Genomic DNA, 13,238 nt, shown 5'->3' with positions numbered 1-13,238 from the left:
CGACCTATCTAACATTGGTGTCACTTCAAACCTGAGTAGCGGAGGAGAGCACATGACCTTACGGGTCGGCATTATCGGCGTCGGTTGGGGCGCGCATGTGCAGGTGCCCGGTTTCCGGGCGGCGAAGGGCTTCGATCCCGTCGCGCTGTGTGCCCGTACACCTGATCGACTGGAACGGGTGGCGACCAAACTGGGCATCGAACAGACCTCTACGGATTGGCAGTCGTTCGTGACCCGCGACGATCTGGACGTCATTTCGGTCGCGACGCCCACTGTGCTGCACCATGAGATGACGATCGCCGCGCTGGCGGCGGGCAAGCCCGTGCTGTGTGAGAAACCGCTAGCAGGTGACCTCGAAGCGGCCCGCCACATGGTGCGCGCAGCGGCGGATGCCGAGCTGCCTACCGCATGTTGTTTCGAGAACCGTTGGAACCCCGACTGGTTGGCCGTCGCGGACCGGGTGCGCTCGGGCTTCCTCGGTTCGCAGTACTTTGCGCGGGTCAGTCGCAGCGCGTCCTACTGGCATCCGAGTCATCCGTTGCAGGCCCATTGGATGTACGACCGCGAGCAGGGCGGCGGCTATCTGGCCGGCATGCTCGTGCACGATCTGGACTTCTTGTGCAGCCTGCTCGGCCGCCCGGTATCGGTGTGCGCCGAAGTCCGCACCAGCGACCCGGTCCGCGAACTGCCCGACGGGGGGACTCTGGCGGTCACCGCCGACGATACTGCGGCGCTGCTGATGCGGATGGAGTCCGGGGTCACCGTCGTGTTGAGCCTCACGGTCATGGGCGCCCACGCCGACTACTACCGCCTGGAGTTGTTCGGTTCCGATGGCACCATCATCGGCGACGGCGAGTTGCGTTCTGCGGCGTACAGTCTCGGCACCGCCACCGATCCCGGACTGAGCCCTCTGACGGTTGATGAACGCGAGCCCGCGTACCCCGAGCGGTTGCCCGGCGGCCTGGCGGGCCACGCGAGTAGGGCGATGGCGCTGATGCTGCAGGACTGGCTGCCCGCGTTCGACGGGGGGCCCAGCGGCGCGGCCACCTTCGAGGACGGGCTGCTGTCGCTTGCGGTGATCGATGCTGCGCATCGCTCAGCTGAAGGCGGTGGTTGGGAGCCCGTGCAGGCGTGAGGCGCGGGTCGAGCAAGCAAAGGAAGGGAACTGCCCGATGAAAGGTGGACCGTCGATCAAGCATCTCGACGATGTACCGGCCGAGGAAATGCTGCGTTACGAGTTCGCCGATGGTCGCACGGCGTCGATCTGGGAGAAGTGGATCGAGCTTTCTCCCCGTTACTTCGCGTTCTGGAACAAGTGGGACCCGGGTGCCATCTCCTCGCAGCACGGTCACACCGGCGATCACAGCAACTTCATTCTGGCCGGCGAGATCCGTTGCGGTGACGTCGTCGCCCGCGCCGGTACGCACATCATGCTCGAGTGGGGGGACGTGTTCGGACCTTGGGAGGCCGGCCCTGAGGGATGCGAACTTTACGGGTTCATCGCCGGTGAGGGACAACCGTTCAGCGGTGATACCACCGCCTACGAAGCGTTGCTCGAGGCGCGTGGTGCCCGATCGGTACCCTTACCGATGCCAAAACGCTTGCCGCCGTGGATACTTGCCAAACTAGGTGTGCCATTCACCTCATCGACCACCAACTGGACGGTGTCGACCTGAGCCGCTCCGGTGTCGTGCTCGTCGTCGAAGCTAGTTGAGGGACGAGCCGGCGTCGACCGTGACGTGTCGGCCGGTTATCGTTCGCGATTCGTCCGCTGCCAAGAACGCCACTGCAGCGGATGCGTCAGTGTCCGCCCAGGTCGCAGCCGGCCATAACATCGTCGAAAGCGACGCCGCACCAGCCTGATTGCCTCTGCTATCCACGTCGAGCATGACGGGCCGATGCAGCCGTCCGGCACGCCGCACATCGCCGGCATCCTCCGCGCCGCTGACGGTGTTTACCCGGATGCCTTGTGGTGCTAATTGTTTGGCCAGCGTCTTCACGTACTGCGAGACCATCGACTGAGCGAGCTCATATGCTGCCCCACCGAGTCCCTGCGGTCGATCGAGAAAAGGTCCTTGCGGGGAGCATGTGGGACCAGAAGCGATGAGCGACGAGCCTTCGACCAACCTGGGCACCGCGGCGCTGAAAGTGTTGACCACGCCGATGAAGTCGACGTCGAAGGTGTCTATGAAGGCCGCGATTGGGGCGTCCGGCTGAGTCGGGACAATGGCAGCGTTGGCCACGACGATATCGAGTGCGCCAAGTTGACGCACCGCGGTGTCGACGGCGATCTCCATTTCTAGTCGATCGCAGACATCGCACCGATACACCAGTGCTTTTCGGTCGAGCTTCTCGATCATCGTAGCGGTGCGGTCGAGGTCTTCGCTCGTCGCGAGTGGATAGTCGCACGACGGGATGTTGTCGCACAGATCCACCAACACGATATCTGCGCCTTCCCAGGCCAAACGCAGCGCGTGGCTTCGACCGCGACCCCTTGCTGCGCCGGTCACGAGCGCCACCTTGCCCGCGAGACGTCTATTAGTCACGACCTTCTCCGGCGAGAAGTCCCTCGGCGGGCGGATAGATCAGTACGCCCCGGATATTGGCGCCGGCGTGCATGTCGGCGTAACCGTCGTTGACCTTCTCCAGCGGGTAGGTGCGGGTCACCATGGATTCGAGGTCGACCTGCCCGGCGCTGTACAGCTCGAGGATCTTCGGGATGTCGGCTCGCGGATTGCCCGAGCCATAAAGGGTTCCGATGATCTGCTTTTCGGTCAGGGTGAGGTCCATCAGATTGGCACGGATTTCGCGTTCCAGCATCGGGTGGACGTTGGTGACCACCAACCGGCCCCGCTTGGCCGTCATGGCCAGCGCCCTGCCGACCAGTTGACCGTCGCCGACTCCCATGGCGCAGATGAACTTGTCCACGCCGCGGTTCCAGGTAGCCTCGGCGATAGCATCTTTGGCCTCGTCCCAGTCCGCTGCGGTATGCGTGGCGCCCATCTTCACCGCTTCGGCCCGCTTGTACTCCGAAGGGTCGATGACCGTGATCGTGCGGGCACCCGCGAGCCGGGCACCCTGTACCGCCGCGGCGCCGATGCCTCCGACGCCGGCGATGGCGACGGTGTCGCCCGGCCGGACCTCGGCGGCGTAAACCGATGATCCCCAACCCGTAATGAAGCCGCAGCCGAGAAGGCAGGCCAGGTCGAGGCGGTAGTGCTCCGGGATCTTCACGCAACTCGCTTCATGCACGACGGTGTGGTGCGCGAACGAGCCGACGCCGCAGGCCAGCGCGAGGTCTTCGCCACCGAGATGGTGGCGGGCGGTTCCGTCGTGAATCTGCATGCCCGAGTAGATCTTTGCGCCGAGGTCGCACAGGCTCTGATGGCCGGTCGAGCACGACGGGCACCGGCCGCACGACGGGATGAAGCTGAACACCACGTGATCGCCCGGGGACAACCACGACACGTGCTCACCGACGGACTTGACCACGCCCGCACCCTCGTGCCCGCCGATGCACGGCAACCGGATCGGCATATCCCCGGTGACAAGGTGGTCGTCGGAGTGACACATGCCCGAAGCGTGTAGTTCGATCAGTACCTCAGGCGCCTTCGGCGTATCGAGTTCGATGGTTTCGACGGACCATGGTGTGTTGCGTTCGAATAGGACCGCTGCTTGGGTGTGCACTGGAATCCCTTCCGGGTCAACGAATGATGGCTTGATGTTCGACAAACCCGGTGATGCCCTCGGGGCCGCCTTCGCGGCCGATGCCGGATTGCTTGAATCCACCGAACGGGCTGGCGAAATCGAGCACTGCAGTCGAGTTGACGGCCACCGAACCCACCTGCAGCCGGGCCGCCACTGCCGCCGCCCGTTCGTCGTCGGCGGACCACACCGCCCCGACCAGCCCGTAACGGGAGTCGTTGGCGATGGCCACCGCCTCGGCGGCATCGGCGTCGTCGGAGCCGCTGTCGTCGTAGGCGATCACGACCGCGACCGGGCCGAAGACCTCCTCACGGGCGATCTCCATGTCGTTGGTGGCCTCGACCAGCGCGGGGGAGACGTACCACCCTGGGCGGTCGGGACGTTTGCCGCCGACCAGCACGGTGGCGCCGTCGTGCCGCGCGCGATGCAGGAACCCCTCGACCCTGTCGCGCGCGGCCTCGTTGATCAGCGGACCGATGTCGGTGGCCCGATCGGCGGGGTCCCCGACTCTCAGCCCGGAGACGGCGGCGCTCAGCGCGTCCACGAATTCGTCGTACCGACTCCGCGGCAACAAAATTCGCGTCAGCGCGGCGCACAGCTGACCATTGTTGCCCATCACACCGGCGACCAAACCCGGCACCGTCGTTTCGAGCGGCGCGTCGGCCAGCACGATCGCCGCCGACTTGCCGCCCAGTTCGGTGCTGCACCGGCGGATTCGGGAGCCGCACGACGCCGCGACCCTGGCGCCGACGGCCGTCGAACCGGTAAAGCTGACCTTGTCGACCCCTGGATGTTCCGTCAGCGACTCACCGGTTACAGCGCCGCCGTTGACGACATTGACGACTCCGTCGGGCAGCCCGGCTTCCTCGATCGCCTCCATTAGCACACCGAATTCGAGCGGGGCGTCGGGCGCCGGCTTGAGCACCACCGTGCAGCCTGCCGCCAGGGCCGGAGCGAGTTTCAACGCGGCGATAAACAATGGCGTGTTCCAGGGCACGATCGCGCCCACCACTCCGACAGGGAGCTGACGCACCTCGACGGTGCCGCCTGTCATCGAGGGACGGGTGGCGGAGAAGGGATAGTCAGGCGTGATCGACGCGTAGGCGCGCAGCACACCGACCGCGGTGATGACCTGACCGAACGTGCTCCAGGATCGCGGCGAGCCGATCTCCGCGGTGGTCAGGTCAGCCAGTTCGCTCTTGCGGGCGTTCAGCGCGTCGGCGAGTCGGCCCAGCGCCGCGCCGCGATCGGCGGCGGGCACCCGCCCCCAGGCCGGCAGGGCACCGCGGGCGGCCGCGACCGCGGAATCCACTTCCGCCCGGCCGGCGAGACCCACTGTGCCCAGCAGCTCGCCGGTGCTCGGCGACACCACATCCAACGTCGCGGCGTGCGCTTCCGACACCCATTTGCCTGCGACATAGCTCGCCGCCAACTCGACCATGGCCACCGATTCTGGCAGCTATGTCATCTTTGGACAAGCGGTTCATTGGCCGTGAAGCGAGGATTTTGTTCCAGTGCTGTATTTTTTCTGACACTATTGGTCACTATGAACGCTTCGCCTGACAGTGTCGCTGACGACAGCGCCGGACGGCCATGGGAGCTGGTCGTGGAACGCGGCAAGATCGCAGAGTTCGCCGAAGCCATGATGTGTGACGATCCGGCGTATCGCGGTCCGGACGCAATCATCCCGCCGACGTTCCTGACCAGCGGCGGACGCTGGGCGCCGGCCGGCGCCAGGGTGGACGTGGGGTTCGAGCGCAAGCGCTTGCTGCACGGGGAGCAGGAATACACCTTCCACGCCGCTCCGCCCGCCGCCGGCGACGTGCTGACCGCGCAGGAGCGGATCGTCGATCGCTACTCGAAACCCGGCAGGCGCGGGGGCACCATGCGTTTCGCCACTGTGGTCACCGAATACCGCAACGCGCAGGGAGCACTCGTCGCCGAGGCCAAAGCCACCTTCATCGAGACGGCGGCGAAGCAATGACGGTGACCACCACTGCTGTGAGTGTCGGCGCACGTGCGCCGGCCCGTGACTTTGGGCCGCTGACCCGGCAGATGTTTGTCCGCTATGCGGGCGCGTCGGGCGATCTCAACCCCATGCATTACGACGATCAGCTCGCACAGTCCGCAGGCTATCCCTCGGTGTTCGCGCAGGGCATGTTCTCTGCGGCACTGCTGGCCGGGTTCGCCACCGACTGGCTGGGCGCTCGCTGCGTGCGCCGTTTCGGTGTCCGCTTCCGCGAGCAGGTCTGGCCCGGCGACGTGCTGACCTGTTCCGGCACGGTGACCGCGGTGTCGGCAGAAGCCGACGCCGACCGGGTGAGCGTGGAGTTGACGGCCGCACGACAGACGGGCGGGATCGCAATTGCGGGCTCCGCTGAGTTCCTCGTCCCGAGAAACGCCGCTGGGCGCGACGCGGGCCGCCCAGATGGGCCATAGGCTTAACACGCCATGTCCGAAGCCTCGATCGTCCGCAGGGCCAGTTACGGCCCGTCCAGCCCCGCTGTGGGCGCTCGCGGTGCCAGCACCCGAGGCCGGATCGCCGAGGTCTCGCTGGAGCTGTTCGGTCGGCTGGGGTACTTCGACACGTCGGTCGACGCGATCGCCAAGGCAGCGGGGGTGTCCCGGGCCACCTTGTACCAGTACTTCAAGGGCAAGGACGAGATTTTTCTGGAGCTGCTCAATGAATGCGGCGGCGCGTTGTTCCGGGTGGCGCGCCGCATCGGCGCGCTCGGGCCGGACGAGGTGGGTTTCGACAATCTGAACTGGTGGCTGGGCGAATGGAGCTGGGTGTTCGACAAGTACTCCACCATGTTCGTGCAGTGGACGGCGATCGCCTCGTCGGACACCAAGGTGCGCCCCGAAATCACCCGCTTCGTGCGCAGCTACAACCATCGCATCGCCGAGCGGCTCGCCGCCTCCGGCCTGACGGGGCTGGACCCGGAGGTCGCGGCCATGACGATGACCGCGCTGGTGCACCGCCTCAATCTGTTCGTGCACACCGACCGGGCTTACGGTCGCAGCGCCAAGGACGCGGTTGACACGCTGTCGGTATTCCTGCAGCTGATGTTGTTCCCCGATACTCCGCGGTCGGTGTTGACGTCGTTAGGTCTGCATGCCAGCACAGACCCGGGGGCTGACGTGGACGCGCTCGAAGTGCCCCCGGCGCCAGACGTTTCGGGGCTGTCGGTCAGCGAGCGCACCGCCAGCCTCAGTAAGCGTGCCGTCATCACGGTGAATGCTCTGGCCGATGCCGGCGCCGCTCAATTCCGTGCGCGCGGCTACCGCAGCACCAGTGTCGACGACATCGTCGAGTCGGCCAGCGTGGCGCGAGGTACGTTCTACAAGTACTTCAAAGACAAGCAAGATCTGCTCGCTGCCGTGGCCGCCGAAATCTACAGCGCCGGAATGGCGTTCGCCGACCGGATCGCCGAGGTGGATCCTGTGGGCAAAACGTCTACGCTGCCGCACTGGCTGGGCACCTACGTCGAGTTCTACGACAAGTATTCGGGCTGCATCGAAGCCTGGGCCGAGGGCGCCACCGACGATCCCACGATCGTCAGCATCGGCGAGAACGGACAAGTGCAGATGGACATCGGGGCGGCCAGGATGCTGATCCGCGGATCGGATCGGTACCCGTTCGATCCGGTGGTCTCGGCACTGATCTTACGGGCGCTGGTCACCCGCGTGCCGCAGGCGGCCCTCGATCTGCCCGAGCCGATCGACGACGACGAACTCATCGATGTGTTGATCACCTGCATCCGCCGCGGGTTCTTCGGACGCAAGAAGTAAACGGGCTCCGCTATGCGGTCGTAACACCTTGGGCGACAAGCTCATCGATCGCCTTCATCGAATATCCTAAATCGCACAATATTTTTCGGCTGTGCTCACCCAGCGCGGGCACGTCACCGATCAACGGATCGACGCCGGCCAAGGCAGCGGGCGGCGGCAGCGCGGCCGCCGGACCGCCCGGTGTCTGAATCTCCTGCCACCGGTCCCGGCCGACGAGCACCGGATGCAGCCACAATTGGTCCACATCATTCATCCGGGCATGTGCCACGCCGGCCGTCTGTAGGCGCTTCTCGAGCTCTTCAGCGCTCAGCCGCGCGGCCGCCGCAGCGATGATCGCCTCCAACTCGTCGCGGTTCGCCACCCTATCGGGATTCGTGGCGAATCGCGGGTCGGCGACGAGATCCGCTCTGTCCAAGACGGTCTCGCAGAGCCGTTGCCATTCGGCTGGGTTCTGTACGGCGAGCAACACGGTTCCGCCGTCGCCCGCTGTGAACGGGCCGTACGGAGCGATCGTTGGATGTCGCGCACCCGTACGTTTCGGCGCCGTTCCACCGTATCGACCGTAGTAGAGCGGTTGGGACATCCATTCGACCAACGCGTCGAACAACGACACTGACACCGGCCGGACAACGCCGGTCGTGGCGCGGGCGTAGAGCGCGGTGAGGATTCCGGAGAAGGTGAACATGCCCGCGGCGATATCGGCGATCGACACTCCGGTGCGCGCCACTTCGTCCGGCGAGCCGGTCACCGACAACAGCCCCGCCTCGGCCTGCACCAGCAGGTCGTAGGCCTTGCGGTTGCGCCAAGGGCCGTCCTGCCCGTACCCGCTGATCGTGGCCGTAACGGTCTGCGGGTGAGTGCGGGAAACCGATTCGGCATCTAATCCCAGCCGGGCCGCTGCGCCCGGTGCAAGATTTTGCACCAGCACGTCGGCGCCCTCCAGCAGACGGTCAAAGATGCGTCTGCCTCCGGGTTGCTTGATGTCTACGGTCAACGACTCTTTGCCGCGATTGAGCCAGACGAAATAGCTCGACTCGCCGTGCACCGCGCGGTCGTAGCCACGGGCGAAGTCGCCGCCCTGTGGTCGCTCGACCTTGATCACCCGCGCGCCGAGATCGGCGAGTTGGCGGGTCGCATATGGCGCCGCGACTGCCTGTTCGAGGCTCACCACAGTGATGCCCGCCAACGGGGCATTCGTCATGCGGTGCCTCCGAGGATGATGTGACGAAGATGTCAGAAGAACGATATCAGTTTGTGGTCTTCAATTTCGAATTGCACATGACGTACCGAAATCTGTGAGTACGCAGTGTCAGACGACGGCTGGACTGGTCAGGTGGGAGGCCGCGACGGCCATTCCGGTGATCCATTCCGGCACCGGCTCGTAGACCAGCGGCGTGACCGGCCGGCCGCCACCTGCCGCGCCGGCGGCAAGCCAGGTCCGGACCTCGTTGGCGCCCGCACCGGCGCGGGCGTGGGCGGTGTCCACGAGTTGAACCAACGCAGCGACATCCCAAATCGACATGGCATCCAACACTTCGCCGTCCCAATCGGGACGGATCTTGGTACGCGCGTCCGCCATACCCTCGGCGATGATGCGCGCCCGGTCTTCGTCGCTGAGGTCGTAGGTGTCGACCTCTAGACTCGGCGGTGAATGTGACAACCCTCCGGTGCCGATCACCAGCACCCGCTCGGCGATCCCGTCGAAGAACCGGCCGACTTCCGCGCCGAATTCAGCGACCCGACGACCGTTGGGCAGCGGAGCCGTGGCACAGTTCACCGGCACCGGGATCACCGGCTTGATCGCCAACTCCCCGAGTAAGTCCCGAACAGGTTGCGCGAACGCGTGATCCAGCCCGATGTCGCGACATGCGGCGACATCGAACCCGGCCGACAGCAGGTGTTCACACAGCTCGCGTGCCAACTCCGACGGGACATCCAGGTCGCCGGCCGGGTGGCCGCCCTCGGCCAGAATCGACGCGGACAGCGCCACCCCGAAGGCGGGCACCACGTGGCGAAATGCCCGACGATGGTCGCCGCCGAACACAACGACGACGTCGGGATCGAACTTCTGCGCTTGCTCGGCCGCTGATGTCAGTGCCGAGCGGAACCGGCGACCGAAGGCGTGTTCGACATCGCGTTCCTTGCCCGGGCTGTGGCTCGCGCAGACCACCAACCGCTCCGACGTCACGCTCATCACCTCTTCGCTTGAAGTGACACCAATGTTAGATCAGTCGCCGTCCGGCCACGGCATCACACCGTGACGACGATGCCTTGCGTCAGCGCCACGACGGCGCCGAGGATCACGATGAACGCCGCGCATGCCGCAACAAGGCGGACGGTCTCTCGGCGCAGCGCTGCATTGGTCTGCGGAGGCAGGAAGAATTCGGGGGCCAGATCTTTCATGCGGTCGCTTGCCACCGCGGCTCCTTTCGGATCACGGAACGTAGGGGCTGTCGGCGCCGGTCACGGTGCGCAACACCACCAGCGGAATGATCAGGAAGACGAAGAAGGTGACCTGGAAGACGATGAACCAAGCGCCGAGCCGCATGAGTTCGAAGCGCCACCGCGGAATCACCACGTCGTAGTTGAGGTAACCGTCGAATTCTTGCTGTTTGGTCAAGACCGCTTGCCTGGCAGCCAAGGCGGTTCCGCCCCGACTTTCGGTGTGGCCGGTCGGATGCGGCCCGGTCCGCGGGACGGTGAAACGATCCAAGCGGCAGAATCGCTCGAAATGGTTGAGGCCGCGAATCGGCGGTTTACCGGCCCAGTAGGCGATCAGGTTGGGCCACACACACATGATGCCGATGGTCCAGAGCAGCGTGATGCGACCCCCGTTGCCCCACTGGAGAACGGGTCCGATGCCGGGATCGTATGTCCACCAACCCATTGCCGTAGCGGTGCCCTCGACCACGAAGTCCCAGACGTAGTTGACCGGAATCGCAAGCACCAGCATGGATTTGAGCATGCTCCAGCCGAACCGCGTGGATACCCATTGACTCAGCCACAGCACCAGGATCGCATGCACTCCCCAATACACCGCGTACGCGAATGGCATGAACAACGGATCGTGGGGCGTCTTGATCGGCAGCCACTCGAGCAGATGGTGTTGCGCGAAAGCCGGACTGTAGAACAGCATCTGGCCCCAGTCACCGATCGTCTCCATCCAGTACACCGCGAGGCTGTTGAACAGGAACAGAAACCCCCACGTCAGGCGCCGCCGCCGGATGACATCGGCGATCGCCAGAACGATGAATATGCTGCCGGCGATCGGTATCACCCAGTTGAAGAACCAGACACCGGATGGATGGAGGGTCGCCGGTGGCGCTAGCTGTGACGTGGCGAAAAGCATCGTTGCCTCTCAGCGAGCGCGGTTCATTCGGTTGGCTACCTGTGTAACCTAGTTTACTATATTCCGTTTGTCGCCAGAACCGGGCTGGAGGTTGGCGCTGTATGACGGCTCGAACGCTGCGGCACCGCGCCGGCTCGGCGGTCGCGAACCTCACCGCGGCGGGCGAGTTTGTCGCCGCAGTCTTGCCGGCGCTTCCCGGATCCGGCCCGTCGTCAGCGGCGGATGTCACGACCGACTGGTTGACGAGACACCTGGCGAGTACGACGCCGGGTGCTGTCGCGCAGCGCATTTCGGTCCTGGACGGCACCACGGGTACGACAGACCGTCGGCGCCTGGCCGTCAAATGGAATGGCCCGGGTCGCGCGGCGGGACTGCCCGACCATCTGTTCCTCAAGAGCACCCCGCTGTCCGCAAAGAACCGCACGATGGTGGCGGCGTTGGGGATGGCAGTCAACGAAGCACGCTTCTACAACAAGGCCGCCGACGAGCTCGGCGGTGTCGCCCCGCGCTCCTGGTACGCGCATGCCGGGGTCGGAGCGCGATTCCTGATCGTTCTCGACGACATCGTCGCCGCCGGCGGCCGGCCGTATGCATTGGCCGACACATGCGACATCGTCCACGCGCAGGGATTGATCGACGCCTTTGCGACACTGCATGCCCGGTTCTGGCAGAGCCCGCGGTTGGTCGGGGATCTGTCCTGGGTCCGAACCTGGAGCACCCGGCCAGGGTACGGCGTGTTGACGACTTTCTACTCTCGCGGCCGCCGCGGTGCGCTTCGCCGGGAACGCCCCGAGGTGACATCCGCGGTGCGCGCTGTCGCGGCGGCTCTCGACACGCATGCAGCTAAGTATTACCGGGAGTTCGAGTCCGGGCCGTTGACTCTGTTGCACGGCGACTCGCACCTGGGCAACACCTTCGCGTGCGCCGATGGGCGTTCCGGACTACTTGACTGGCAAGTGGTTTGGCGAGGGCCAGGATTGCGGGAGGTGTCCTACTTCATGACCACCGGCCTGGAACCGGAGATGCGCCGCTCTGCGGAGCGCGATCTCATCGAGCAGTACCTGGAAGGTCTGCGCGCCGGTGGAGCAGAAGACGTACCAAACTTCGATGTCGCGTTCCAGCGGTATCGCCTTTTTGCCGCCGAGGCCTGGGATGCGACGGCGATGACGATCAATTGGCCGGGCTTGCAGGCACAGCAGAATGCCGACGCCGCCTTTCGCCGGGCATGCGCGGCCGTGCAGGATCTTGACACCGCCGCGCTGATGAACCGGCTGTACCGATAGCCGCGTTCGTTATCCGATCCCGCACATTGACACTATGGCAGTGAACTGTCATCTTTGATTAGTCGTGCCAAAGGAGTTGCGCAGTGACGGATTTGAAGTCGCCTCGAAAGGCAGAGTCGTCGGCCATCGAGCCCGCGCGGATCATGACCATTCGGCCGGTGCTGTTCTGGTCGAGCGTCGGTGCGGTTTTCGTCGTCATCGCCGCCTACGTCTACATCTCTTGGATAGTGTCCGGCAATGCGACACCGGTGAATCCGGGGCCGGACCCGATCCCCGGAGCCACTCGTTTGGCGATGACCGCCTTCCAGATCGGCTGTCCGATACTGGCATTGATCGCGATCGTCTACGTAGTCCGCAAGAGCATCCGCGAGCGTCAACTCTGCGTCGAGGCCGCCGTCGTGATCGGCTCGGCCATCGCCTGGTGGCACGACCCGTTGATCAACTGGTTTCAGCCGGCACTGTTCTACAACGCCGGGCTGGTCAACTTCGGCAACTGGACGCAGAACATCCCCGGCTGGCTCAGCCCCGATGGTCGACTGATGGCCGAACCTGTGCTGATGATCGGAATGATCTACGTCTGGATGCCGCTGGCCATGGGCTCGCTCGCCCGCTGGGGCATGGGTCGCGCCCGGAACAGGTGGCCGGCTTTAGGACCCGTCCGCACCTTCTGTGCCGGTTGGCTCACGGTGTACGTGATCGAGTTCCCGCTCGAGATCTTTGCCGTGCGCCACGGTCTGCTCGGCTACCCGGCGTCGATTCCCGGCGTCACGTTGTGGCCGGGTCAGACCGCGCAGATTCCGTTGTACGGCCCCATCCTGTGGTCGCTGGTGCTGAGTTCGAGTGGCGCACTGATGTTTTTCCGCAACCGTGACGGCAGAATCCGGGTCGAGGCGGGCGTGGAGACGTTGCGGTGGGCCGGGCCAGGGATCGCAGGACTGCTCAGGGTGCTGGCGGTGACCGGATTTTTGCACGTGGTGGCGATCGGTGTGTACGACGTGCCGGTGAACCTCGCCGGCTTCTACGCCGGTCCGACTCAAACCTATCCAAGCTATCTGCGTACCCAGTACTGCGGACCGGGAACGCCCCGGCATTGCCCCGATGGCACCCGG

The 13,238-nt window shown here is 65.1% G+C and carries 13 protein-coding genes and 1 pseudogene; 7 read left to right on the top strand and 7 right to left on the bottom strand.

All coding sequences use genetic code 11. From position 1 onward, the window contains the following. Positions 1-52 precede the first annotated feature (52 nt). Together BRW65_RS14645 and BRW65_RS14640 are read left to right on the top strand one after the other, a co-directional pair. Positions 53-1,135: a Gfo/Idh/MocA family protein gene (locus BRW65_RS14645; protein WP_044486468.1), complete on the top strand. Its 1,083-nt coding sequence runs from the start codon at positions 53-55 to the stop codon at positions 1,133-1,135. Then, positions 1,083-1,676, top strand: coding sequence for a hypothetical protein (locus BRW65_RS14640; protein WP_234009918.1), 594 nt, complete (start codon positions 1,083-1,085; stop codon positions 1,674-1,676). Before BRW65_RS14645 ends, BRW65_RS14640 begins: the two co-directional genes overlap by 53 nt. A gap of 30 nt (positions 1,677-1,706) precedes the next feature. Here BRW65_RS14640 and BRW65_RS14635 read toward each other — a convergent pair whose 3' ends face one another. Genes BRW65_RS14635 through BRW65_RS14625 form a run of 3 tightly spaced genes read right to left on the bottom strand, consistent with a single transcriptional unit; the run spans position 1,707 to position 5,146 of the window. Further along, positions 1,707-2,510, bottom strand: coding sequence for an SDR family oxidoreductase (locus BRW65_RS14635; RefSeq protein WP_073875916.1), 804 nt, complete (start codon positions 2,508-2,510; stop codon positions 1,707-1,709). A gap of 28 nt (positions 2,511-2,538) precedes the next feature. Then, positions 2,539-3,687, bottom strand: a complete 1,149-nt coding sequence (locus tag BRW65_RS14630) for a Zn-dependent alcohol dehydrogenase (protein ID WP_073875745.1) — start codon at positions 3,685-3,687, stop codon at positions 2,539-2,541. Positions 3,688-3,703: 16 nt separating this feature from the next. Continuing rightward, positions 3,704-5,146, bottom strand: coding sequence for an aldehyde dehydrogenase (locus BRW65_RS14625; RefSeq protein WP_044486463.1), 1,443 nt, complete (start codon positions 5,144-5,146; stop codon positions 3,704-3,706). A 105-nt stretch (positions 5,147-5,251) separates the two neighbouring features. Between BRW65_RS14625 and BRW65_RS14620 the strand changes: the two genes are divergently transcribed. Genes BRW65_RS14620 through BRW65_RS14610 form a run of 3 tightly spaced genes read left to right on the top strand, consistent with a single transcriptional unit; the run spans position 5,252 to position 7,497 of the window. Continuing rightward, positions 5,252-5,689, top strand: a complete 438-nt coding sequence (locus tag BRW65_RS14620; RefSeq protein WP_199778473.1) for an FAS1-like dehydratase domain-containing protein — start codon at positions 5,252-5,254, stop codon at positions 5,687-5,689. Then, positions 5,686-6,144 (top strand): MaoC/PaaZ C-terminal domain-containing protein, encoded by a 459-nt coding sequence (locus BRW65_RS14615; protein ID WP_044486462.1) that lies wholly within the window; start codon positions 5,686-5,688, stop codon positions 6,142-6,144. The genes BRW65_RS14620 and BRW65_RS14615 overlap by 4 nt, the downstream gene beginning before the upstream one ends. 12 nt (positions 6,145-6,156) lie before the next feature. Further along, the gene (locus BRW65_RS14610) at positions 6,157-7,497 is read left to right on the top strand and encodes a TetR/AcrR family transcriptional regulator (protein ID WP_073875744.1); all 1,341 of its coding nucleotides are present in this window, start codon (positions 6,157-6,159) and stop codon (positions 7,495-7,497) included. Between the two features lie 10 nt (positions 7,498-7,507). Here BRW65_RS14610 and BRW65_RS14605 read toward each other — a convergent pair whose 3' ends face one another. From BRW65_RS14605 to BRW65_RS14595, 4 genes are all read right to left on the bottom strand, one after another. Continuing rightward, positions 7,508-8,698, bottom strand: coding sequence for a CaiB/BaiF CoA transferase family protein (locus tag BRW65_RS14605; protein WP_044486460.1), 1,191 nt, complete (start codon positions 8,696-8,698; stop codon positions 7,508-7,510). Between the two features lie 108 nt (positions 8,699-8,806). Continuing rightward, positions 8,807-9,691 (bottom strand): 3-carboxyethylcatechol 2,3-dioxygenase, encoded by an 885-nt coding sequence (locus tag BRW65_RS14600; RefSeq protein ID WP_084187825.1) that lies wholly within the window; start codon positions 9,689-9,691, stop codon positions 8,807-8,809. Between the two features lie 56 nt (positions 9,692-9,747). Next, positions 9,748-9,900 carry a DUF7156 family protein gene (locus tag BRW65_RS31735; RefSeq protein ID WP_432206427.1) on the bottom strand — a complete coding sequence of 51 codons (153 nt, stop codon included), beginning with the start codon at positions 9,898-9,900 and terminating at the stop codon, positions 9,748-9,750. 31 nt (positions 9,901-9,931) lie between these two features. Beyond that, entirely contained in the window at positions 9,932-10,846 is a 915-nt protein-coding gene (locus BRW65_RS14595) for a spirocyclase AveC family protein (RefSeq protein WP_158672663.1), read from the bottom strand. A gap of 101 nt (positions 10,847-10,947) precedes the next feature. On the opposite strand from BRW65_RS14595, the gene BRW65_RS14590 reads away from it, so the two are divergent. Both BRW65_RS14590 and BRW65_RS14585 read left to right on the top strand, forming a co-directional pair. Continuing rightward, complete coding sequence (locus tag BRW65_RS14590) at positions 10,948-12,129, top strand: phosphotransferase (protein WP_073875742.1); 1,182 nt, start codon at positions 10,948-10,950, stop codon at positions 12,127-12,129. Between the two features lie 143 nt (positions 12,130-12,272). Further along, positions 12,273-13,115 (top strand): annotated as a pseudogene (locus BRW65_RS14585) (spirocyclase AveC family protein); the annotation flags it as partial. Positions 13,116-13,238 lie beyond the last annotated feature (123 nt).

The organism is Mycobacterium paraffinicum (genome assembly GCF_001907675.1).
In the GTDB taxonomy this organism is placed as follows: domain Bacteria; phylum Actinomycetota; class Actinomycetes; order Mycobacteriales; family Mycobacteriaceae; genus Mycobacterium; species Mycobacterium paraffinicum_A.
The sequence above is the reverse complement of the archived record's forward strand: the minus strand, read 5'-3'. Positions and strand labels throughout refer to the sequence as shown.